This is a genomic window from Pseudoduganella albidiflava (assembly GCF_004322755.1).
Taxonomy (GTDB): Bacteria; Pseudomonadota; Gammaproteobacteria; order Burkholderiales; family Burkholderiaceae_D; genus Rugamonas; species Rugamonas albidiflava.
Map to the genome: position 1 here is coordinate 6643828 of NZ_CP036401.1, position 23261 is coordinate 6667088.

The following is a 23261-nucleotide window of genomic DNA, read 5'->3' on the forward strand; positions in this document are numbered from 1 at the left end:
GATTACATGAAAACTCAACGCATCGCCGTCATTGCCGGCGACGGGATCGGCAAGGAAGTCATGCCGGAGGGCTTGCGCACGCTGCAGGCAGCGGCGCGGCGCTTCAACCTGCCGCTGGAATTCACCACGTTCGAGTGGGCCAACTGCGACTATTACCAGCAGCACGGCAAGATGATGCCGGACGACTGGTTCGCCCGGCTGAAGGATTTCGACGCCATCTATTTCGGCGCGGTCGGCTGGCCGGACACGGTGCCGGACCACGTTTCGCTGTGGGGCTCGCTGATCCAGTTCCGCCGGCAGTTCGACCAGTACGTGAACCTGCGCCCGGTGCGGCTGATGCCGGGTGTTCCATGCCCGCTGGCCAACAAGCAGCCGGGGGACATCGATTTCTATGTGGTGCGCGAAAATACCGAAGGCGAATACTCGGCCGTCGGCGGGCGCCTGTTCGAAGGCACCGAACGCGAGACCGTGCTGCAGGAAGCCGTGTTCACCCGCAAAGGCGTGGACCGGATCCTGAAGTACGCATTCGAGCTGGCGCAGTCGCGCCCGAAGAAGCACCTGACTTCGGCCACCAAGTCGAACGGCATCTCGATCAGCATGCCGTACTGGGACGAGCGCGTGAAAGCCATGGCACCCTCGTATGCCGATGTGACATGGGACCAGTACCACATCGACATCCTGTGCGCCCGCTTCGTGCTGAGCCCGGAGCGCTTCGATGTGGTGGTGGCCTCCAACCTGTTCGGCGACATCCTGTCCGACCTGGGGCCCGCCTGCACCGGCACGATCGGCATCGCGCCATCGGCCAACCTGAACCCCGAGCGCACGCTGCCATCGCTGTTCGAACCGGTGCATGGCTCGGCACCGGATATCTACGGCAGGAATATCGCCAACCCGGTGGCGATGATCTGGAGCGGCGCGATGATGCTGGACTTCCTCGGCAACGGCGCCGCGCCGTACCACGCGGCGCACGACGCCATCATGGCCGCCATCGAGCAGGTGCTGCGCGACGGACCGCATACGCCGGACATGCGCGGCCAGGCTTCCACCACGCAGGTGGGCGAAGCCATCGCCGCGCTGATCTGATCCGCGCCCGCATCCGATCCACGCCTGATCCACGTGCGCACCTGATCCACCATGGCCGGCCGCCTGGCCGGCTCATCGGCACACTTCCTCCGGCGCGCGCACGCCCCGCCACCCATGCAGTTCATCGCGCGAAAAGCGCCGTTCGTCGCATCCGCGTGGTGGACGAACCGCGGGCTCCCTATAGTTCAATCACCGCAGCACACAACACCAACGCAGCACTGACTGAACACCTCAAAGGAGCGCATCATGAACATCGCCAAACACATGGAAACCATCTTCCTCGCCACCGTCGTCATCGTCGGCGCGACCGGCATTGCAAGCGCCGCCGCCGCCCGCATCGGCCACGCCGCACCGGAGCCGAAAGTGTATGCCGTGGCGGTCGAAGGCGCGCCGATGGCGGTCGTCAAGGTCAGCGCGAAACGCCTGAGCGCCGCGGAAAAAGCCGCCCTGTAAGCGCCTTTCCCAGCCGAGCGAACGGAGACCCTGATGAACAAGTTTATCAACGCAACGATGATGGCCGTGGCCCTTGTCGCCAATGCGGGCGGCATCGTCCAGGCGGCCGACATCATCAGCGAGTCCCGCGCCGTCGACGCGCGCACCGTGAAGGTGGTACTGGATGGCGTGATCGACCTGAAGCTCAAGCAGGGCCCGCAAGCGGCGCTGGTGATCTCGGGTGAACGCCGCTACCTGCCGAAGGTGCTGGTCACGCAGCGCGGCGACACGCTGCGCATCGGCACGGACCTGCCACGCATGCATTTCGGCCGCCCGGAGCTGCGCGCCGAACTGACGCTGCCCAACCTTTCCGAGCTGGTATCGGCCGGTGTCGGTTCCGCCGACGTGCATGGTTTCGCCGGCGAGCGGCTGCGCGTGGCGCTCGATGGCGCCGGCGCCGTGCGCATGCAGGCGCACTACCGCAACCTGGACGCCAACCTGAACGGGGCCGGGAGCATGACCGTCAATACGGGGCTGGCGGAAAGCGTGGCGCTGAACCTGCGCGGCGCCGGCCAGATGGTGGTCAGCGGCGAAAGCCGCAAGCTGCATGCGCGCCTCGGCGGCGTCGGCAACCTCGATGCGCAAGGCTTGAAATCGGACAGCGTCGACGTCGACATGACGGGCCTGGGTGGCGCGACGGTGTTTGCCAGGACTTCCGCCAGCCTGCGCCTGACCGGCCTGGGTTCGGCCACCGTGTATGGCCGGCCCGCGAGCCGCAACGCCAGCGCGCGTGGCCTGGGCCATGTGAACTGGAACTGAGTCCGGCATTGGCACCGCGATTGGCACCGCCACGCTGGCGGTGCCCGGCTGGCACCAGGATCATCAAGCGGGCACTGAGCTGGCACTGAGCCGGCAATCGGGCCGACAGGCGACCCTACCGGTTTCGCATCAGGGTGCCTGCAGGGTGCCCTGTGCGGTGCCCCTCCCTGCCGCCACGGACACGCCACGCTGATCCCATCCCAGCACGATGCGCACGCCGGCTCCGCCGGCAGCGGCGCCGCGGTCCGCCAGTTCGCGCGGCGCAGGCAGGCCGAGACGATGAGCCAGCGCACGCGCCGCCACGCCAGCCCCGGACTCGCCACGGTACTCGATGCGCGTCGAGACTACCGCGTAGGGCTTCTCGTTCGTCAGCCTTACCGATTGCCACTCCGGCCCCGCCAGCCGGTGCTTCCAGGCGGCCGCCATGCCGCGCGCGCCATTGCCGTTGCTGATTTCAAGCCGGACACCTGCGTGGTCGCCGTGGCCGCCGAGATCATCTTCGCGCTTGCCTTTCGCGAGGCGCGGTGGCACCGGCTCCGTCGCGGCCGCGACCTGGTGCACTTCGATCACGGCGCCGGCCTGGCGCAGTTCCGTGCGGGCGAAACTTTCCGGCCACGGGTCCGGCACCGGCATCGCGGGTGCTGCCGCCTGGGGCGGGCGTGCGCCGGTCAATTCGTAGTCGTGGCGGATATCATGCATCCGCAGCGTGCGTGCCTGTTTCCGCATCGTCAGCGCGCGGTCCTGCTGCCCCAGCGCCTCGAACACGCTGGCCAGGTGCTCCCATGCGCGCGGATGGTGAGGGTCCAGCAGGCAAGCCTTTTTCAGCAGCGTTACCGCCTCGCCGTGGTTCCCGCGCAAGTGCAACGCATAGCCCAGGTTCCCGAGCAGGAAAGCCTGCCCGGCCGGCGGCAGGGCCGTGGCTTCCTCGACCAGCGTGTGCCACAGCGCGATCGCCGCGCCGAGGTTGCCGCGCTCGGCCAGCAGCACGGCCAGGCCATTGCGGGTATCGGCATGGCGCGGATCGAGCCGCAATGCCGCGTGCCACGCACGCTGCGCGGCGTCGAACCGGCGCGCGGCATGCTCAGCACGGCCGATCGCGTAGTATCCGTCCGCCCCCACGGCCGGTACCGGCACGGCGTGCCGCGTGGGTTCCGGGATGATCTGCCGCTGGCCGCAGGCCAGCAGCAGCGCCCCGGCACAGGCGGCAGCCGCCATCCGGCAAGCACGCGGGGTCCGGGATAGTGTCCCGGTAGTATTCATCTTGGTGGTGTTCATCTTGGTGCTATTCATTTTGCCTCCATTCAATTCTGGCCGGACATCGCCGGCAAGACCACGGTCACCAGCCGGATCACTGCCGGCCCCATCAGCACCATCATCAGTGACGGAAACATGCAGAAGATCAGCGGGAACAGCAGCTTCAAGCCGATCTTGGCAGCCGCCTCTTCCGCCAGCAGCGTGCGCTTGAGCCGCAGGTTGTCCGAGTGGATCCGCAGCGAGTCGCCCATGCTGGTACCGAACCGCTCGGCCTGGATCAGCATCGCCACCAGGGTGTCGACATCGTCCACGCCGCTCCTCAGCGCGAAGTTGCGCAACGCCTTTTCCTTGGAAAATCCGGCGCGCATTTCCATCAGCACGAGCTGGAACTCCTGTGCCAGCACGGCGCTCTTGATGTCGATCTCGGCCGCCACCTTGGTCAGCGCCCGCTCCATCGACAGCCCTGCTTCGACGCACACCGTCATCAGGTCGAGGGCGTCGGGGATGGTCTCGAAGATCTCGCGCTGGCGCCGCTCGGCGGTGCGGGACAACAGGATGTTCGGCAAGTAGTAGCCCAGCGCCGCGCTGGAAAACAGCAACAGCATGAAGCCGTTGCGCGCGCCCGACATGCTGCCCACCAGCAGCAGCGCCAGCAGGGCCGGTGCGCCCAGCGACAGCAGGGTCTTCGCCGCGAAGTACAGCGTGGGCGCCGACGCACTGCGCCAGCCCGCGTTGATGAATTTCGTGCGCAGCGGCGAACGTTCCCAGCCCTCCTCGGGCAGCGACAGTTTCGTCAGCGGCTTGGCCACGCGCGCCACGCGGGCCACCCATTCGCCTTGGCCGCCATTGACCGGCTCCTCCTCCGCTGCGCCGCGAAACCCGCGCAAGCGCTCGCGCAACGGGATCGGCGAAAAGATCGCGATCCCCGCCAGCGTCACCCCGGCTGCGGCGATGAAGACGATCACCAGGAATAACAATTGGTTCCCGTTCATACGCGAATCCTCACGACGTTACGCATCCAGAAGGCGCCGATGGCCATCGCGCCGCCGGCGGACCACAGCATCTTCACACCGAGCGGATCGGTCCACAGCAGGCTGATGTACTGGTAGTTGACCACGCTCATCAGGACCAGCATGACAAGCGGCAGCAAGCCGAGGACCCAGGCCGACATGCGCCCTTCGGCCGACAGGACGCGCACCTGGCCCTGCAGCTTCAGCCGGGAACGCACCAGCCGGCTGATATTGTTCAGCAGCTCGGCCAGGTTGCCGCCCGACTCGCGCTGGATCAGCACGGCCAGCACGAAGTAGCGCAGGTCGGTCAGCGGGACCCGCTCGGCGAGACCGTGCAGCGCCTCGTTCATCGGTGCGCCATAGTTGATTTCCTCATAGGCGGCCTTGAATTCGGCACCGATCGGCTCGGGAATCTCGTCGCCCACCATCTTCAGCACGTTGGCGAAGGAGTGGCCGGCGCGCAGCGCGCGCGCCAGGAAGTCGGCGGCCTCCGGCAATTGTTCCTCGATCTTCCTCAGCCGCTTGCGGCGGGCCCGCAGCAACACCCAGTATGGCCCGCCGACAGCGCTGGCCATCAGTGCGCACGCCGGCAGCAGCGGCGGCTTCAGCAACGCCAGCACGAGCAGCGCGCCACACGGCAAGGCGCACGACCAGCCGAGAAATTGCGCGACATGCCAGCGCCCGCCGGCCTGCAACAGCAGCCGGTCGAGCCGTGCCAGTTGCGGCATGCCGCGCAGCCAATGCTCCAGGCCAGGCGATGCGGCATAGCGGCGCTGCTTCAGGATGCTGATCCGTTCACCGCCTTCGGCGCGGCCGGACATCAGGTCGAGCCGGTGCGCGATGCGGCGCGCGCTTCGGCCATGGCTGGTGCCCCACCACATCCATGCCCCCTCCACCATGAAGATCACGGCGGCAAATACCAGTACCGCGAACGCGGTGAATACCATGTCCATCGCTGGCTCCTATTCGAACACGCGGTCCGGATCGAATGCATTCTCGGCTACCGGCACGCCGAACATGGCCAGCCGTTCCGCGAAGCGGGGCCGCACGCCGGTGGCGAAGAAGTGGCCCTGCACCTTGCCCTTGGCATCGACGCCGGTCTGCTCGAAGCGGAAAATCTCCTGCATCGCGATCACCTCGCCTTCCATGCCGGTCACTTCCTGCAGGCTGACCAGCTTGCGCGCGCCGTCCGTCAGCCGCGATACCTGCAGGACCACGGTCACCGCCGAGGCGATCTGCTGGCGCGCGGCGCGCGGCGTCAGGTTCACGCCCGACATGCCCACCATGTTTTCCAGCCGTGTCAGCGCGTCGCGCGGGGTGTTGGAGTGGATCGTCGCCAGAGATCCTTCATGGCCGGTGTTCATCGCCTGCAGCATGTCGAGCGCCTCGGGGCCCCGCACCTCGCCCAGGATGATGCGGTCGGGCCGCATCCGCAGCGCGTTGCGCACCAGCGCGCGCTGGTTCACCTCGCCCTTGCCCTCGATATTGGACGGCCGTGTTTCCAGGCGCACCACGTGCGGCTGGCGCATGGCCAGTTCGGCGGCATCCTCGATCGTCACGATCCGCTCGTTCGGCGGGATATAGCCGGACAGCACATTGAGCAGCGTGGTCTTGCCGCTGCCGGTGCCGCCCGAGACCAGGATGTTGATCTTGGCGTGCCCTAATGCCTGCAGCACCTGCATCATCGGCGGCGTCAGGCTCTTGTTCTCGATCAGGTTCTGCATCGTCAGCGGATGGACGGAAAAACGCCGGATCGACAGGATCGGGCCATCCACCGCCAGCGGCGGAATGATCGCGTTGACGCGCGAGCCATCCGGCAGCCGCGCATCGACCATCGGGCTCGATTCGTCCACCCGGCGGCCGACCCGCGAGACGATCTTCTCGATGATCTTCATCAGGTGGGCGTTGTCGTTGAATGTGACGTCCGTCAGCTCGAGACGGCCGGCGCGCTCCACGTACACCTTGGCATGCGTGTTGACGAGGATGTCGGAAATGCTGTTGTCGGACAGCAGGCGTTCCAGCGGACCGAAGCCCAGCATTTCATGCTGGATGTCGAGCACCAGGTCGTGGCGCTCGGTCTGGTTCAGCACGATCCGCTCGTCTTCGATGATGCGCTGCACCAGCAGCGCCAGCTCGTGCTTGAACTGGTCGGGCGTCAGCCGCTTCAGGCGCTCCAGGTCGATGCGGTCCAGGATCAGCTGGTGCATCATGGCTTTCAGCTCGCGGTAGGCGGCCTGCGACGGGGCAGGCAGCACGGCGGCCGTGTGGCGGGGTTCTTCCGCCAGGGCGAGGCGTTCGCGCAGGCTCATCTCGGTTCTCCTCGGGGGGCGGTGGTCAGGCTTCGGCCAGGCTGCGGCCGAACAGCCTGTCGAACAGGCCTTTCGATTCCGTGACGCGCCGCTCGGTCACCACCTCGACCAGGTCCGCCAGGCTGCGCGCGACGTGGCTGCCGCGCGCGAGCTGCAGCACGGGGATGCCCTGGTTGACCGAGTCGGTGGCGGACAGGTAATCGTTCGGCACGGTATGCACGACCTCGGCGCCGAGCGCCTGTTCCAGGTCCGCCAGGCGCAGCTTGCCGCCCTTCTCGTAGCGGTTGACGATCAGCCGCGTGCGCTCCATCGGATAGCCCAGCGAGCGGAAGATGTCGAGCAGGCGGCGCCCGTCGCGGATATCCGGCAGCGCCAGCTGCAGCACCGGGTAGATCGTGTCGGCATTGTCGAGCGCGCGCAGCGACAGTGCATCGATCTGGCGGCCCACGTCCAGCACGATGAAGTCGTAGTGCTGGCGCGCCACGCGCAAGATCGCTTCCATGTGTTCCGGCTTCATGTCGGCCGCCTTGGCCGGATCGTCGGCCCCGGCCAGCACGCCGAAGTTCGCCGTCACATGCACCAGGCACGAGTCGAGGAAGGCGCCATCGATGCGGTTGATCTGCGCGCAGACATCGGCCAGCGTCATCGCCGGCTTCTGGTCCGACACGTACAGCGTGGCATCGCCGAACTGGCCATGCATGTCGATCACCAGCACTTTCTTGTCGGCCAGCGTCGCCAGCGCATAGGCGAAATTGGTGGCCAGGAAGGTCGCGCCGCTGCCGCCCTTGCAGGCGATGAGGGCCAGTACCTTGCCGTCGCGCATCCGCGTGACGCCGGTCTCGATCTCGATGCGGTCCATCGCTTCATGGAACGCCCGGTGCACCAGCGGCAGCTGCAGCACCTCGCGCATGCCGGCACGCATCGCGCGAATCAGCAGCTCCTGGTGTGCCTCGCGCGCCAGCAGCATGAAGCGCGCGTTCGGATATTGCCGGGCCAGCCTTTCGACGATTTCCCAGTCGCCCGGCTCGACGCCGCCGGCATCGAAAATCACCAGGTCGGGCGGGTCGGCCAGCGGCCGTTCGGCCGCATCGCGCAGGCCCTGGCGCGATGCCACCAGTTGCAGTGCCGGCATGCGCGCCGACCCCTGCGCGGCGATTTCCGCATGCAACAGGCTATCCTTGCTGATCATCAAAGCTTTCATGGCGTTTTCCTTGTTCAGAGACAGTTGTTCTCGCCTTGGACGTAACCCAGCGACTCGGCCTTGACGAGGGTTGCCGAGGGGGGGATGGACAGCGATGCGAGGCCGGGAACGATCCCGGTCATCGGTTGATAGTTCAGCGGCGTGCAGGCCCCGCCAGCGCCGGTCGCGCCGCAAATGCTGACGCGCACGAGGCGGATGCACGACCCCGCATGCGGGCTGATGGCACAGTTCACGACGTTTTGCGCCGGGCACTGCGGCCGGGTGATCGCGGTCACGGTGCCGTTGGCCGACTGGCCCAGGTACTCGATGTGCACGTTCGCGGTACCCAGCTCGGGCACCAGCGGCAGCGTGCCGCTGGCGGAGCCGAGCAGCGCCCGGGCGCGGAGCGCGTCCATCGCGGCGGCGTTGGTAAAGTCCGTCACCGTGGCGGCACGGGCCGCCACGCGCGTGACATCCTGCACGGTGTTGAGCACGTACATCACGCGGGCAACCTCGAGCGTGCCCAGCACGAGCAGCAGGAAGGTGCCGAGCACGAGCGCCAGTTCGATGGTGACGAGGCCGCGGGCGTCATTTATTGTCCAGCACTTTGGGCGTAGTGGTCGCATAGGTTTGCGTTGCTGCGGCAGGTATGGTGAGATTTTCGGGAAGGACTTGCTGGTAAACGCTGCCGAAGATCGTGTCGTGGAAGAGGATCGCCGCCGAAACGGTGATGGAACTGAAACCGATATCGGTGCAATTGAACAGTCCGCAATTCACGTCGAACAGTTCCTCGTCCGGCTGGATATCGAGGCCGGCCGACCGGGTGGCGTCGTACACGGTATTGATCGTGAACAGCTTCAGGGCAGTCGAACCGCCAACGATGGTCGCCCTCGGCAGTGTCGCGACGATGCGGTTGGTATTCGCGACACCTTTCGTGAGCGCGATGGCGTGCCAGGTCAGGCGGCCGGACAGCACGATCATCGCCAGGATGACGATGGTAAGCGTGACCACGGCGGCCATTTCGATGGTGGCGATCCCGCGTTCGCGGTGCGGCTGGCGGTTCATCGGATCAGCTCCACGTCGCCGGCCAGCGTGCCCTCGTCGGCAAGGGCGACGAAGCCGGTAAATTCGCCGGGTACCTCGCTGGCACTGGCGTGAGCGGTCAGGAAAAACACGCCATAGGCAAGCACGCTTGCCCTGGTGATGTTCGGGCCGTCCGCCGCCCGGCATTCCAGCAACGGAACATACATGAGCCGGCGCCCTTGCCGGGCGGGTGTCAGGGGCGCGGGATTGGTATCGTAGGTCGTGCCGTTGGTGGAAAAATACGGCGCGTCCACTGGATAGTTCTTTGGTCCCGTGTAAGCCGACGTGGAGGGATACATGACATCCCAGGAACCGGTGATCTTGACATTGGTCGGTCTGCGGGGAATCCGGTAGGCCCACCGCACCCCGTAGGCGGTGGGCGCCGGTTTCAGTGCTTCCAGATCCCCCGGAGAAAGGTCGGCGACCGTGCCCAGTCCCTCGGAAACCATCTTTGGCTCGGCGCTGGTATTGACCGGCGTCTCATAGTGCCAGTTCGCTCCTGTCTGTGCGTAGCTCTTGATATTGGTGTCGGGCGGTGCCGCGTCGCGCGTGCAGTCCATCGCCGCGTTCCCGCTGCCGTACTGGTTGAAGCGCGAATTGAGCTGCGCTGCCAGGCCGAACGTGGCCTGCCTGGCGATCCTCAGGCTGCCGGTGCCGATGCGGGGATAGGCGATCGTACCCGAGCACATGAACGGCGCCATGATGGTATCTTTCGTCGCGGCCGGTTCATTGCCCACGCCGGGCGCCGCGAGCGGATCCACGTAATAGAACACGGGGTCCAGGCCATTCGGGTTCAGCCTCAGCAGGTTATAGGTAATACCATAGCGAAAACCGTAGCTTACCCTCTCCAGAAGACCGGTCTTGTTGGAGCGAATCCCACCGGCAATCTTCGAGCGCGCGCAGATGGCAAGCGGCGTCACGTTCAGCGAGCGGCGCCCTGCCACGGCAACCGGGCGCACATCGAATGGCGCCATGACGCCGAAAATACCCATCAGCAGCGGTTGTACTTCGCGCACGCCGGCGCCCAGCGCGCCGATATCGATGCGGGCGTACAGCATGTCGGCGACCGCGTCAGCCCCGACGCTCCCTGCCGGCAGCCAGGCCGCCGCCGGGGCATGGGGATTGACGCTGAACCGCAGCACATCCGTCACCGTATCGCCGCCAGCGACACCATGCAGCGTTTGGGCTTTTTTCCTGACCTCGCTGACAGCGTTTTCCAGTCCCGCCGCCGTGCCGTTCAGCATGGATGCCGCGGTGATGGCCATCGTGTCGGCGGCAGCCTGCAGCTGGGCGCGCCGCAGATACACCAATCCCAGGTCGAGCACCAGGCCGGTGAAGCCCAGGATCAGCGTCAGCATGACCGCGTACATGATCAGGATCACGCCGCGCGGGCGCCGCGCGAGTGCCGGGACCGGCTTGCGTGCGCGCTTGAAAGCAGGCTTCATTGCGGGCTTCACTGAGGGTTTCACTGAGGGTTTCATTGCGCACCACTGACGCCGATGGTGAACACGGATTGCGCGGGCTGCGGCGCGGCGAACGATTTCTGGTAGCGCTGCTGTGCCGCGGCCGCGCTGTGGCCATCCAGGCCGTTCGCCGGCCGGTTGTCGCGGCCGGCGCCCGGATCGATCACCTGCCGCGCGAACGCGGCCCGTGTCGCGTCGCCGAAACGGGCGTCCCACTGCGGGGTCGTGCGCACGATGGCTTCGCCGCAGCCGGACAGCGCGGCAATCATCGTTGCCATGAGCAAGCTGGTTTTCATGGAAATCTCCTTACTTCAGCTGAAACTGGGACGACGGCGGGGCAGATGACGAGGAAGACGGCGCGGTCGGTACTGGCCGGATGGCAGGCATCGTCGCTTCCATCTTGCCGCCGATGAAGAGGTTGTTGCCGCGGGCCGACTGCAGCGCGTCGGTCGGCAATGCCACACCCGGCGGCAAGGGCTTGACCAGGTGTGCCGTGACCAGGAACAGCAGCTCGGTGCGGTCTTGCTGGAAATCGGTGCTGCGGAACAGGGTGCCGAGCACCGGCACTTCGCCCAGCACCGGCAAGGCACCGATATTGCTGACCTGGTTATTGCGGATCAGGCCGCCGATCGCGAAGCTCTGGCCATCGAACAGCTGTACCGTCGTGGTGGCGCGGCGGGTCGTAATCAGGGGCATGATGGCGGCGCCATTGATGCCGTTGGCGGTCAGCCCGATCCCTTCGCGCGACAGTTCCGATACTTCCGGTGCCACTTTCAGGCTGATCCGCCCGCCCGCCAGCACCGTGGGGGTGAAGCGCAAGCCGACGCCGAATTCCTTTTCTTCCAGCGTCACCTTGTTGTTGTCCTGGGCGACCGGGATGAAGATCTTGCCGCCCGCCAGGAAGCTGCCTTCCTGGCCGCTGATCGCCATCACCGTGGGTTCGGCCAGCAGGCGCACCAAACCATGGTCGCGCTGGGCATCGAGCCGCAAGGCGTTGAACGGTGACTTTGCCACCTGCACCCCGCCCTTCAACGTTTCGGTGAGGAAGTTCGACACCACGGCCGCAGTCCATTCGCCGCCGCGCAGGCGCAGGGCAGTACCCGCTTCCAGCTTGTCGAGCAGGGTCTTCGATACTTCGGCAATCTTCACTTCCAGCATCACCTGCTGCGGTGCGCTGACGCCCAGCATGTTGACGATGCGCGCGCCGGCGCCGTTCTGACCGCCGCCGACGGCGCTGTCCGTCTTGCTGGCGCCGGTACCGCCTTCGCCATCCCTGCCGCCGGCGAGCGGCCTGGCCGGCCGCCGCACGTAGGCTTGCGCCAGTTCCACCACGCGTGCCAGCGTGACACCGTCCGACACGGTACCGCTCAACACCACCGTATCGGCGGCGGCGCTCACGCGGATTTCCTTTTCGTCGGGCAGCAGCGCGGCCAGGGCTGCCTGCAACGCCGAGACATCCATCGCGACGGTGACTTCGATCACGCTGCAGGCACCGCTTTTCACCTGCACGATCATGTTGGTGCTGCCGACATCGGCGCCGGCCAGGTACAGCGTATCCGGAGCCACCGCCATCGCCTGCAGAACGGCCGGATTGCCGACACTGCGGTTGACGATCGTTTCCGGCAAGCGCATCAGCGTGGATTTGCCGAGCTGCAGGGCGAGCTGGCCCGGCGCGGCGGCCTGGCCGCGGCAGCGCGGACCATCGGCCCGTTCGGGCGCCGCCGGCTTGCGGCGGCCGGGGTCCGCCACCGGTGCGTCGATCACGGCCGCCGTCGTGGACACGGCCGGCAGGGCCGGAGCGGCATGGGCATGGACCGCGGCCGACAGCCCGGCAAGCAGCATTGCGGAATGGAGTTTCATGTCATCTTCCTCACAGGCATTCTTTACGGCTGCGCAAGCCATCGATGGCACCGATGCAGTGGCGGTACGGGGCGGCGCTGGCTTGCCGTACCGGTGCGCGGCGGGCCGGGGCGGCAATCGCGGCCTCGACCGCTTTCGGCGAGGCGAGACCCAGCAGGCTGCTCTTGGTTGCGCCGGCCGTGGTGCCGGGTTGCGGGTCGATCTGGTTGCGCAGCACCAGCGACAGGTTGCCGACGCTGCGTGCCAGGTCCAGCATTTCGGCCTGTTCCGGCGACACTTCCAGCGTCACGGCATTGACGACGCGCGGCTTGGTATCGTCGCGCCCGACTTCCTGCGCGACCGCCAGGACGAGGATGCGCTCCAGCACGATCTTCGAAATGGCTTCACGGTCCTCGGCGGTGCTGGTATCGGCCTGCGTGCTGACGAGGATGTCGACGAAATTGCCGGGCAGCGCGAAACCGGCCACGCCGACCACGTCGTTGACGCGTACGGTGATGGCGCGCTTGCCTTCGGTAATCAGGGCGGACAGGCCACCCAGCGTGCCGGCCGGGGCCAGCTTCGCTTCCGTCAGCGGTTCGCCGCGCAGCACGCTGGTCTTCAACACCCTGCCGGACAGCTTCAGCGGATCGGTCAGCGCGCCAGCCGGCAGGCTGTCGGCGGGCCATTCGGCCAGTTTCACGGTTTCCGGCCCGAGGCGCTGCCCGAGGTTGACGTCGGCAGTGGCGACGACGACGTGGGCAGCGGTGCTCGGCGCCTGCCGCAACAGCCAGCGCGAGGCCAGGGCGACCGCGGCCAGGCCAAGCACGATGGCAATGGCCATCATCGTGTAAGCACGGCGGTTTTTCATGCAATCCTCTCGAAGAAGGTGGTATCGGCGGCAGCGGTGAACTGCATGCCCGTGGTGGCAAACATGCTCGACCAGGCCTGATCGAGGGCAGCCACCGACATGACTGCCGGCAGGCCCGTGAATGCGGCGAAATCGGCAATGCGCGACAGGATGTCGCGCGGGACACTGGCCAGCAGCGGCTGGCCGCTGTCGCGGTGCAGTTCGTTGATCAGGTAAGCCAGCGCCGCTTCGTCCGGCGCGATGCCCAGCGCGCGGCACTGCTGGCGGAACAGCGTGCGGTAGGCGCCTTCGCCGATCGGCCCCACATGCACCTTGTAGCCCAGCCGGCGCAGCGACGATGGATCGAGCAGCGCCTGCGGCTCCAGGTTGGTGACGAAAATCATCGTCACGTCGAACGGCACGACGAATTTGCGGCCGCCCTGCAACGCCAGGTATTCGGCCCCCGTGTCGAGCGGCTGCGCGAAACGGTTCAGCAATTCGGCAGCCGGCACGCGCTGCCGGCCCAGGTCATCGACGATGAACAGCCCGCCTGTCGCCTTCACGTGCGGCGGCGCCTGGTAGCTGCCGGAAAACGGGTCGTGGCGCAGGTCCAGCATGTCCAGCGCCAGTTCCGCGCCCATGTGCAGCACGGGGCGGTTGCACAATACCCAGCGGCTGTCGGTGCTGCGCCGTTCGCCGATCGCGCGGCCCTGTGCCGCTGCGGACGGCGGATGATGGATCGCGCTGTCGAACACCTGCACGATTTCCTCGCCCATCAGGATCGCGTACGGTACCCCCACCGTGCCGTGCAGCAAGCGGCCGAGCCGGCGCGCCAGCGTGGTCTTGCCGCTGCCGGACGGCCCATGCAGCAGCAGCGAGCGGTGGGCATGCAGCGCGGCACCGGCCAGTTCGCGCACGGCGGCGGGCAGGCAGTCGTCGGCGAATTCGCTGGCGACATCTTGTGCCGCCACCGTCGGCAGCAAGGCCGACTGGCGCTGCACCAGCGCGCGGTAGGTTTCCAGCGGCACCGGCGCCGGCCCCGTGTACGGGCTGCGTTCGAGCCAGGCCACGGTACGTTGCCGGCCGGCCGATGTGAGCTGGTACTGCACGTCGATATCGGTATCGCCGCGCCAGGCGACTTCGGCGAGCTGCTCGGCCACCATGAAGTCGAGGACTTCGCGCAACACGTTGATCGACAGGCGCAACCGTGTCGTGAGGACGGGCAAGTGCGTCTTTCCAGAGCCGAACAGTTGTTTGGATGCCAGCTCGGCAAGCAGGGTCAGCTCCAGCCCTGTCTCGCGCACCGTCTTCGGCTGGGGGGGCAGCTGGCACTGCCCGCCGGTCGTTTCACCTGCAGAGATTTGAAGGTCCATCGTCGCGCTCCTGCGTTGTGGAGGAGCAATTTTAGGCGGGGGTTTCCCGACGGATATTGACCTCAGGCAAAAGTAAAACCGTGTGTCCGGAACACCACGACAGCGGTGGCCAGGGCGATCGCCACGCCATAGGGAATGCCACCGGCACTGGCGTCGCGGGTAACCGTTACCGGTTGCATTGGATAGCCTGCGAGCCGGCCTAGCATCGGCCACAGCAGGGTTTTCAGGTTGCCGGCAAGGATGCGCCAGCGGCCGTTCCGGATCAGCATGACCAAGGCAAGCACGCCGCCGATCAGGAAAGCCAGCGTGGCGATGCGCAGAGCCAGCGCGGGGCCCACGAAGCCGCCCGCCATGGCCATCAGCTTGACATCGCCGGCAGCCATGCCGCGCAGCAAATACAAGGGCAGGAAAATGCAAAATCCCGTGGCCAGCCCGGCAAGCCAGGTCGCGAGCAGGCCGGTCATGGGACCGGTGACGGAGTGCAGCACGAGCGACAGCAGCAAGCCGCACAGCACCAGGACGTTGGGAATACGCCGTAACGCCAGATCGGTCACGGCTGCCTGCAGCACCAGCCACAGGAGAATAATGTGAAGTCCCTCGTTCATCGTATGTGCAGTGAGAGAAGGCCCGCCGGCGGTGTCGGCGGGCCGGTGGGTTAGCCTAACGCGTCAGCCAGGCGCCCAGCGATCGTGGTGAACGCAGTGCCAACGCCAGTGGCCAGCGTCCCGAACGAGGCAATAATGGCGGCGGCAATCACCGCGGCCAGCAGGCCGTATTCAATAGCGGTGATACCCTCTTCATCCTTGGCGAATTGACGGGCTGCATTGATCAGTGCTTTCATGATTCCTCCTGTAGGTACCTTGTGGTGGGTTGGATTCTGGTGCTGTGTGCTGCGCCAGTGAGGTAACTATAGGTTTTATGCCGACGGGCAAGATTGATGTAGAGCAAGCTTGCCGAAGGGAACGTCGAAGCGCGCAACATGTGTGGCGAGCCGCCGACAACGCCCGGAATGGCGCTGCCAAAATGCTACTCAGAGTAGAATCGTTGCGTTTTTCAACTATTTTCGCCCTGGATAATTGCTCCTGTTATAAAAACCATTTATCCTGATCAACTGTCCTTGGGAAAGGCCTCGTGCTCTGCGTCACTGTGTGCCTTATCGATTTGGAAGCAGATGCCGTAATCATCTAGACGAGAGTATGGATTCCCTACTGAAACACATGGTGGACATGACCGGCCACCGCGATCACACGATGCTGGACATCTCGGTGATCTCGGCGGTGCAGGAACTGGCGGGCGCCAGCCGTGCCCGCGTCCTGACGCTGGCCAATGTCCGTGGCCACCTGTACGTGCGGCCTCGCGCGCTGGTGGTCGCGGGGCAGGCGGCCAGGATGGAGGAAGCCAGCGATCCCGCCAGCCCGGGCGAACCGATCGCGCATTTCCCCGCGCTGGAGCGGTGCATCGCCCGCCATGAAGCGTCCGCCGACGAGGTCGACGAGGACGGCACGCACACGCTGTGGCTGCCGATCTGGCTGGGTGCCAAGGCCGACACCTGCCTGCAGATCGTCAACCCGACCCCGTACACGCCCGACACCATCCACGTCATCCGCGGCATCGTCAGCGTGTACAAGAACTTCCAGAACCTGCTCGACTACAGCGAGCGTGACTCGCTGACCGGCCTGCTGAACCGCAAGACCTTCGACGACCAGCTGAACAAGATGCTGCTGGCCTCCAGCGCCGAACAGGATGCGCTGACGCTGCTGCCGGGCGAAACGGAGCGCCGCCAGCGCACGGAAGAGGAAAAGCAGTGGCTGGCCGTGGTGGACGTGGACCATTTCAAGCACGTCAACGACCGCTTCGGCCACCTGTACGGCGACGAGGTGCTGATCCTGATCGCCAACCTGCTGACTTCGTCCTTCCGCGCGCAGGACCGGGTGTTCCGCTTCGGCGGCGAGGAATTCGTGGTGCTGCTGCGCTCGTCGACGCTGGACAATGCCAAGGTGATCATCGACCGCTTCCGCATGAACGTGGAGCAGCACGATTTCCCCCAGGTGGGCAAGGTCACCGTCAGCGTCGGCTTCGTGGCGATCAGCGCCTATGAGGCGCCGGTGGTGATTTTGGGCCGCGCCGACCAGGCCTTGTACTTTGCCAAGAGCCACGGCCGCAACATGGCCTGCCACTATGACGAGCTGGTCAGCGGCGGGCTGCTGCAGACCGTCGAATCGAACGATACCGCCGAGTTCTTCTGATCTGTATAGCAGGCCCGGCGGGCTGCCGAGGTCGTGAAGTAGTGCCGGCGATCCGCCGAGGTCTTGAAACAGTGCCGGCGATCCGCCGTTACGCCGGCGTCATGAAGCGCGCCGGGTCGACATTCCAGCGCACCGGGTTTTCGTGGCTGACGATCTTGTCCGCGCCACCGGCACCGAAACCGCGCGACAGGTCCACCAGTTCCGGCCGGATGTACACGTTGCGCCTGGTATGGAAGAACACGTTGACCTTCGGTGCCAGCAAATTGCTTTCATGGGGCTCGACGACGACACCGAGCCGCCCCGATTCCAGCAGCACCAGCGTGCCCACCGGGTAGATGCCCACGCAGCGCATGAAGGCCTGCACCAGGGCCGGATCGAAATGGAACTTGCTCCATTCGTGCAGCTTGCGCAATGCCGCCGCCGCCGGAATCCCTTTGTGATAACAGCGGTCGGCCGTGATCGCATCGTAGACATCGACGATGGCCGCCATTTTCGGCAGTTCGCCGATCTCGCCGCCGGCCAGCTTGTCCGGATAGCCGGAGCCGTCGATCCGCTCGTGGTGGTGGCGCGTGATGTCGAGCGCGATCTCGCCGATGTCGGGCGAGCGGCGCAGGATGTTGTAGCCATCTTCCGGATGGCGGCGGATGATCGCGAATTCCTCGTCCGTCAGCGGTCCCGGCTTGTTCAGGATGGCATCCGGTACCAGCGCCTTGCCGGTATCGTGCAGCAGCGCGCCCAGGCCGGCCTCGCGTACGATGCCGTCATCCATGCCCCGCGCATGGCAGAACGCGACCAGCAGCGTGCACACGCTGACCGAGTGGAGGAAGGTGTAGTCGTCCTTGGTCTTGATGCGCAGCAGCCCCGTCAACGCCCCCGGATTGCGCAGGATCGACTCGGTAATGCTTTGCACCACCGGCCGCACGGGCCCTACCTCGATGGCCTTGCCCAGGCGCGCATCGGTCATGACGTTCTTGACTAGGTCCGCGGCCTGGCGCCGGATCCGCGTGGCCCGTTCCAGTTCTTCGCCGAGCGGCACCCTGGCCGGGCGTACCGTGCGTGCGGCAATGTCCTGCATTTCCACTTCGGTGGCCGCGGCCGCCTGTTCGACCGTGGGCGCATCGGCATCGAGCCCCCTGGCCGTATCGATGATCACGATGCGGATGCCAGCCGCGTGAATCCGCTGGATTTCAGCGTCGTTCGCCAGCAGGAAGCGATTGCGCAGGAAAGGGTGGTCCATCCAGTCGCACGACAGCTCATGGATGTACATGCCCGGCTTTAACTGCGATGATTCGACTTTCTTCAGCATCTGGCTGCGATCGGACTGGTTGAGGGTTGGTTACAGGCCAGTATAGCAAAATGTTTCTAAAAAGTATTACTATAACCCTGCGAGAAACATGGAACTGCGCCAGCTGCGGTATTTTGTTGCAATAGTGGAACACGGCTCCTTGTCCCGGGCCGCCGGGGTACTGCACGTGGCGCAACCGGCGCTGACCCAGCAATTGCGCCAGCTCGAAGAAGAGCTGGGCGCCCTGCTGCTGCACCGGAGCGCCCAGGGCGTGCACAGTACCGATGCGGGCAAGGTGTTCTACGATCATGCGCAGGCGATCCTGAAGCAGGTCGAGGATGCCCGTTCCGCCGTCAGCCACTCCGCCCGGCCGTCCGGCACGGTCACGCTGGGACTGCCGCACAGCATCTCAGCCGCCCTGGCCTTGCCACTGCTGGCGGCGGCACGCGAGCAGTATCCCGACATCACGCTGCAATTGACGGAAGAACTGACCGGCCACCTGGCCGAGCAGCTGAAGTCCGGCCGGGTCAACCTGGCCGTGCTGTTCGATGATGGCCAGCTGACGCCTTTCGCCACCACCCCGCTGGCCGAGGAGGCGCTGCGTTACATCTGCCGCGCGGATGCACCGTGGTTCCCGGGCCGCACCGCCGTGTCACTGGCCGAGGCGCTGGGCACCACCTTGATCCTGCCCGGACTGCAGCATGGCGTGCGGCCCCGGATCGAGGCCGTGGCCCATGCCGCCGGGCTGGCGACCGCGGGCGTCATTGAAATCAACTCGATCGCGATCCTGAAATCGGCCCTGATGGCGGACATGGGCGCTACCATCCTGCCCGTGGCGCCGGTACTGCCGGAAATCGAGCGCGGCCAGATGCGCTGGCTGGACATCGGCGAGCCGGCGATTTCACGCACGGTGGTGCTGTGTGCTTCCCGCAACCTGCCGCCGACCACGGCCGCCACGGCGATCAGCCGGCTGGCGCTCGACGTGGTGCACCGCTTGTGCACCAGCGGCGCATGGCCGGGTGCCCAGCTGCGGTAACGCCATGCCGTGATGGCATAGCCATCACTTTTTCTTATACCCCCATCCCCAAACCCTATTTCCGCATACGTCAACCCCGGCGTACACTGATTCGATGACTGCCTACCAGGGCGGTCGACGGATCCGGCAAAGAGCGGCACAAGACCGCACGGATCCGGCAGTGGCCTGGGCCGGACAGTTTCTACCCGAAGTGCGATGGCACAGGCGCAACCGAAACAAGATTTTGGAGACAAGCCATGCCCGATACCTCGGTCAAAGGTCCCGGTGCCGCCGCCCCGCTTCCCGGCGCGAACGGCCCGCAGCCAGTCCGCCTGAACGACGTCAGCCTGGACGACAAGTACACCGCCACTTCCGGCAAGATCTTCCTCTCCGGCATACAAGCCCTCGTGCGCCTGCCCTTGATGCAGCGCAAACGCGACATGGCTGCTGGCTTGAACACGGCTGGCTTCATTTCCGGCTATCGCGGCTCGCCGCTGGGCGGCCTCGATGAAACGCTGTGGAAGACGCAGCCGCACCTGGAGGCCCACCATGTCCAGTTCGTGCCGGGGGTGAACGAAGACCTGGCGGCAACGGCTGTCTGGGGCTCGCAGCAGGTCGACCTGGTCGGCCCGGCGAAATACGATGGCGTGTTCGCCATGTGGTACGGCAAGGGCCCGGGCGTGGACCGCTGCGGCGATGTCTTCAAGCACATGAACCATGCCGGCACGGCGCGGCACGGCGGCGTGCTGCTGGTGGCGGGCGACGACCACGGCGCCTATTCGTCGACACTGCCGCACCAGTCCGACCATATCTTCTCGGCCTGCATGATCCCCGTGCTGTACCCGTGCAATGTGCAGGAATACCTCGATCTCGGCGTGCACGGCTGGGCCATGTCGCGCTTTTCCGGCTGCGCGGTGGCCTTCAAGGCGCTGGCCGATACGGTCGAATCCTCCTCGTCGGTGGATGCCGATCCCTTCCGCGTGCAGGTGAAATTGCCGCAGGACTTCCACATGCCGGAAGGCGGCCTGAATGCGCGGCTGTCCAACGTGCCGCTGGGCCGGCAGGCGCGCAACCAGGAAGCGCTGATGCAGGACTACAAGATCTATGCGGCACTGGCCTACGCGCGCGAAAACAGGCTGAATCACACGACGATCGACAACCCCGATGCGAAGCTGGGCATCATCGCTTCCGGCAAATCCTACCTGGACGTGCTGGAGGCGCTGGAAGAACTGGGCATCGACGAGGCGATGGCGGCCAGGGTCGGCCTGCGCCTGTTCAAGGTTTCGATGCCATGGCCGCTGGAGCCGGACTCGGTGCGCGAATTCGCCCAGGGGCTGGACGAGATCCTGGTGGTGGAGGAAAAGCGCCAGTTCGTCGAATACCAGTTGAAGGAACAGCTGTATAACTGGCGCGACGACGTGCGCCCGCGCGTGATCGGCAAGTTCGACGACAAGGGCGAATGGGTGGCGCCGCGCGGCGAATGGCTGCTGCCGCCGAAGGCCGATTTCTCGGTATCCCAGGTGGCCCGGGTGATCGCCTCGCGCATCGAGCGCTATGTGGCCGATCCGCATGTCCGCGACCAGATCAAGGCGCGGCTGGTGTTCCTCGATGCCAAGGATGCCGTGCTGCAGAAGGCCATCAGCACGCCGTTCCGGCCCGCGTTCTACTGCTCCGGCTGCCCGCACAACACATCGACCAAGGTACCGGAAGGCAGCTTCGCGCTGGCCGGCATCGGCTGCCACGTGATGGCCACGTCGATCTACCCGGACATGAACAAGCTGACCACGCACATGGGCGGCGAAGGCGCGCCGTGGATCGGGCAGGCGGCGTTTTCCTCCGTTCCGCACGTGTTCCAGAACCTGGGCGACGGCACCTATTTCCACTCCGGCTATCTCGCCATTCGCGCCGCGGTGGCGGCCAGGGTGAACATCACCTACAAGATCCTGTACAACGACGCGGTGGCGATGACGGGCGGCCAGCCGGTCGACGGCACGGTGTCGGTGCCGATGATCGCGCAGCAGATGGCCGCCGAAGGCGTGAAGCGTATCGCGCTGGTGACGGAAGACCTGTCCCGCTATGCGGACCGCTCGAACCTGCCCGCGTTCGTGACGCTGCACGACCGCAAGGAGATGGATGCGGTGCAGCGCGAACTGCGCGACATTGCCGGCTGCACGGTGCTGATCTACGACCAGACTTGCGCAGCCGAGAAGCGGCGCCGCAGGAAAAAGAAGGAGCTGGTGGATCCGGACAAGCGCATGGTGATCAACGAGGCGGTGTGCGAAGGCTGCGGCGATTGCGGCATCCAGTCCAATTGCGTGTCGATCCTGCCGAAGGAAACCGAGTTCGGGCGCAAGCGCACGATCGACCAGTCCAGCTGCAACAAGGATTACTCGTGCGTCAAAGGCTTCTGCCCCAGCTTCGTCACCGTGGAAGGCGGCACGCTGAAAAAATCGAAGGCCGACAAGACCCACACGGAAGACTGGGGCGCCCTGCCGCAGCCGTTGATCCCGGCGTGCGAGCAGCCTTACAACATCCTGATCAACGGCATCGGCGGCACCGGCGTGATCACCGTGGGCGCGCTGATGGGCATGGCCGCGCACCTCGAGGGCAAAGGGGCCTCGGTGCTGGACATGACGGGCATGTCGCAGAAAAACGGCTCCGTCACGTCGCATGTCAAGATCGTGCAGTCGCCGGCGCACCTGCGCGCCCAGCGCATCGCCACCGGCGAGGCCGATCTCGTGCTGGGCTGCGACATGCTGACCACGGGCGCGGCGGATGCCATCGCCAAGATGCGCCCGGGCCGCACGCTGGCCGTCGTGAACCTGCACGAACAGCCGCCCGGCACGTTCGCGCAAAATGCCGACTGGGAATACCCGGTGGCGGATGTGCGCGCGCTGATCGAGGAGTCGGTGGGCGGCGCCGGTGCCGCCGATTTCGTCGACGCGACCAGGCTGGCGACCGGGCTGATGGGCGACTCGATCGCCGCCAACCTGTTCATGCTGGGCTATGCCTGGCAGCGCGGCCGCATTCCGCTCACCGAGGCGGCGCTGCTGCGCGCGATCGAGATGAACGGCGTGGCCGTCGAATCGAACAAGAAAAGCTTCCTGTGGGGACGGCGCGCGGCGGTCGATGTCAAGCGCGTCGAGCTGATCGCCACGCCCGCGCAGGCGGTGGTGGTGCAGATGCCGCAAAGCCTGGACAGCATCCTGCGCAAGCGTGTCGACTTCCTGACCGGCTACCAGGATGCCGCCTATGCCGGCCTGTATCAGCAATTCGTCGAACAGGTGCGCGACCGCGAAGCCGCGCTGGGCATGCCGTCGAAACGGCTGTCGATCGCGGTGGCGAAAGCGCTGGCCAAGCTGATGGCCTACAAGGATGAATACGAAGTGGCACGGCTGTACACGGATGGCCGATTCGTCGAACAGTTGAAGAGCCAGTTCGAAGGCGACTTCACGCTGAAATTCAACCTCGCGCCGCCGGTGTTCGCGAAGAAGGATGCCCAGGGCCGGCTGGTGAAAGCCGAATACGGTTCGTGGACGTGGAAGGCCTTCCAGGTGCTGGCGCGCCTGAAGGGCTTGCGCGGCGGCCCGCTCGACATCTTCGGCCGCACCGCGGAACGCAAGATGGAACGCGCACTGATCGGCCAATACCGGCAGGTGATGGCCGACGTGCTGGCACGCCTGACGCCGGAAAACTATGACACCGCCGTGGCACTGGCGGCCCTGCCGGAAAAAATCCGCGGCTTCGGTCATGTGAAGGAAAAGGCGGTAGAGACCTACCACGCCGAACAGGCCCGCCTCCTGGCGGCCTTCGGCGGCTCGCACCAGCACGCCGCATGACCGGCAAAAAACGGTGACAGGCTCCGATTTACATAAAAACGGTGACAGTCACCATTTTCCGGGAAATATTTCCCGGAAATCGGAGCCTGTCACCGGTTTTAGGGCAACTTCTTGCGCTAATTTACGTTTACGTCAACGTAACTCCATTGCGACATATAATCGGATCATCGCGATCCGCCAGAAT

Annotated in this window: 21 protein-coding genes; 6 read left to right on the forward strand and 15 right to left on the reverse strand. The window is 65.7% G+C overall.

Annotation, left to right across the window (positions count from 1 at the left end):
* Positions 1 to 6: 6 nt before the first annotated feature.
* The 3 genes from EYF70_RS27550 (at position 7) to EYF70_RS27560 (ending at position 2334) form a co-directional block, all read left to right on the forward strand.
* Complete coding sequence (locus EYF70_RS27550) at positions 7 to 1083, forward strand: tartrate dehydrogenase (protein ID WP_131148217.1); 1077 nt, start codon at positions 7 to 9, stop codon at positions 1081 to 1083.
* A gap of 246 nt (positions 1084 to 1329) precedes the next feature.
* Positions 1330 to 1536, forward strand: coding sequence for a hypothetical protein (locus EYF70_RS27555; RefSeq protein WP_131148218.1), 207 nt, complete (start codon positions 1330 to 1332; stop codon positions 1534 to 1536).
* 33 nt (positions 1537 to 1569) lie between these two features.
* Positions 1570 to 2334, forward strand: a complete 765-nt coding sequence (locus EYF70_RS27560; RefSeq protein ID WP_131148219.1) for a GIN domain-containing protein — start codon at positions 1570 to 1572, stop codon at positions 2332 to 2334.
* 129 nt (positions 2335 to 2463) lie between these two features.
* On the opposite strand, the gene EYF70_RS27565 is transcribed toward EYF70_RS27560, so the two are convergent.
* The 14 genes from EYF70_RS27565 to EYF70_RS27630 form a co-directional block, all read right to left on the reverse strand.
* Positions 2464 to 3624, reverse strand: coding sequence for a LytR C-terminal domain-containing protein (locus tag EYF70_RS27565; protein WP_131148220.1), 1161 nt, complete (start codon positions 3622 to 3624; stop codon positions 2464 to 2466).
* Positions 3625 to 3635: 11 nt separating this feature from the next.
* Positions 3636 to 4580, reverse strand: a complete 945-nt coding sequence (locus tag EYF70_RS27570) for a type II secretion system F family protein (RefSeq protein WP_131148221.1) — start codon at positions 4578 to 4580, stop codon at positions 3636 to 3638.
* Positions 4577 to 5551, reverse strand: a complete 975-nt coding sequence (locus EYF70_RS27575) for a type II secretion system F family protein (RefSeq protein ID WP_131148222.1) — start codon at positions 5549 to 5551, stop codon at positions 4577 to 4579. Before EYF70_RS27575 ends, EYF70_RS27570 begins: the two co-directional genes overlap by 4 nt.
* A gap of 9 nt (positions 5552 to 5560) precedes the next feature.
* On the reverse strand, positions 5561 to 6907 hold the full coding sequence (locus EYF70_RS27580; protein ID WP_131148223.1) for a TadA family conjugal transfer-associated ATPase: 1347 nt from the start codon (positions 6905 to 6907) through the stop codon (positions 5561 to 5563).
* A gap of 25 nt (positions 6908 to 6932) precedes the next feature.
* Positions 6933 to 8108: a CpaE/TadZ family protein gene (locus EYF70_RS27585; protein ID WP_131148224.1), complete on the reverse strand. Its 1176-nt coding sequence runs from the start codon at positions 8106 to 8108 to the stop codon at positions 6933 to 6935.
* Between the two features lie 14 nt (positions 8109 to 8122).
* Positions 8123 to 8713: a TadE/TadG family type IV pilus assembly protein gene (locus EYF70_RS27590; protein WP_131148225.1), complete on the reverse strand. Its 591-nt coding sequence runs from the start codon at positions 8711 to 8713 to the stop codon at positions 8123 to 8125.
* A complete protein-coding gene (locus tag EYF70_RS27595) occupies positions 8676 to 9152 on the reverse strand; it encodes a hypothetical protein (protein WP_131148226.1) in 477 nt (158 codons plus the stop codon). Before EYF70_RS27595 ends, EYF70_RS27590 begins: the two co-directional genes overlap by 38 nt.
* The gene (locus EYF70_RS27600) at positions 9149 to 10552 is read right to left on the reverse strand and encodes a pilus assembly protein TadG-related protein (protein WP_165497803.1); all 1404 of its coding nucleotides are present in this window, start codon (positions 10550 to 10552) and stop codon (positions 9149 to 9151) included. Before EYF70_RS27600 ends, EYF70_RS27595 begins: the two co-directional genes overlap by 4 nt.
* A 95-nt stretch (positions 10553 to 10647) precedes the next feature.
* The gene (locus EYF70_RS27605; protein ID WP_131148228.1) at positions 10648 to 10929 is read right to left on the reverse strand and encodes a hypothetical protein; all 282 of its coding nucleotides are present in this window, start codon (positions 10927 to 10929) and stop codon (positions 10648 to 10650) included.
* Positions 10930 to 10939: 10 nt separating this feature from the next.
* Positions 10940 to 12493, reverse strand: coding sequence for a type II and III secretion system protein family protein (locus EYF70_RS27610; RefSeq protein WP_131148229.1), 1554 nt, complete (start codon positions 12491 to 12493; stop codon positions 10940 to 10942).
* A gap of 10 nt (positions 12494 to 12503) precedes the next feature.
* Positions 12504 to 13340 carry a Flp pilus assembly protein CpaB gene (gene cpaB, locus EYF70_RS27615; protein ID WP_131148230.1) on the reverse strand — a complete coding sequence of 279 codons (837 nt, stop codon included), beginning with the start codon at positions 13338 to 13340 and terminating at the stop codon, positions 12504 to 12506.
* Complete coding sequence (locus tag EYF70_RS27620; RefSeq protein WP_131148231.1) at positions 13337 to 14692, reverse strand: DUF8689 domain-containing protein; 1356 nt, start codon at positions 14690 to 14692, stop codon at positions 13337 to 13339. Before EYF70_RS27620 ends, cpaB begins: the two co-directional genes overlap by 4 nt.
* Before the next feature lie 62 nt (positions 14693 to 14754).
* Positions 14755 to 15297 carry an A24 family peptidase gene (locus EYF70_RS27625; RefSeq protein ID WP_131148232.1) on the reverse strand — a complete coding sequence of 181 codons (543 nt, stop codon included), beginning with the start codon at positions 15295 to 15297 and terminating at the stop codon, positions 14755 to 14757.
* Positions 15298 to 15347: 50 nt separating this feature from the next.
* The gene (locus EYF70_RS27630; RefSeq protein ID WP_131148233.1) at positions 15348 to 15533 is read right to left on the reverse strand and encodes a Flp family type IVb pilin; all 186 of its coding nucleotides are present in this window, start codon (positions 15531 to 15533) and stop codon (positions 15348 to 15350) included.
* A 355-nt stretch (positions 15534 to 15888) separates the two neighbouring features.
* On the opposite strand from EYF70_RS27630, the gene EYF70_RS27635 reads away from it, so the two are divergent.
* A complete protein-coding gene (locus tag EYF70_RS27635; protein ID WP_131148234.1) occupies positions 15889 to 16938 on the forward strand; it encodes a GGDEF domain-containing protein in 1050 nt (349 codons plus the stop codon).
* 88 nt (positions 16939 to 17026) lie between these two features.
* On the opposite strand, the gene EYF70_RS27640 is transcribed toward EYF70_RS27635, so the two are convergent.
* Positions 17027 to 18205, reverse strand: coding sequence for an HD-GYP domain-containing protein (locus EYF70_RS27640; protein ID WP_229420589.1), 1179 nt, complete (start codon positions 18203 to 18205; stop codon positions 17027 to 17029).
* A gap of 127 nt (positions 18206 to 18332) precedes the next feature.
* Between EYF70_RS27640 and EYF70_RS27645 the strand changes: the two genes are divergently transcribed.
* The gene (locus EYF70_RS27645) at positions 18333 to 19259 is read left to right on the forward strand and encodes a LysR substrate-binding domain-containing protein (RefSeq protein WP_131148236.1); all 927 of its coding nucleotides are present in this window, start codon (positions 18333 to 18335) and stop codon (positions 19257 to 19259) included.
* Between the two features lie 236 nt (positions 19260 to 19495).
* The gene (locus EYF70_RS27650; RefSeq protein WP_131148237.1) at positions 19496 to 23077 is read left to right on the forward strand and encodes an indolepyruvate ferredoxin oxidoreductase family protein; all 3582 of its coding nucleotides are present in this window, start codon (positions 19496 to 19498) and stop codon (positions 23075 to 23077) included.
* Positions 23078 to 23261: the final 184 nt, after the last annotated feature.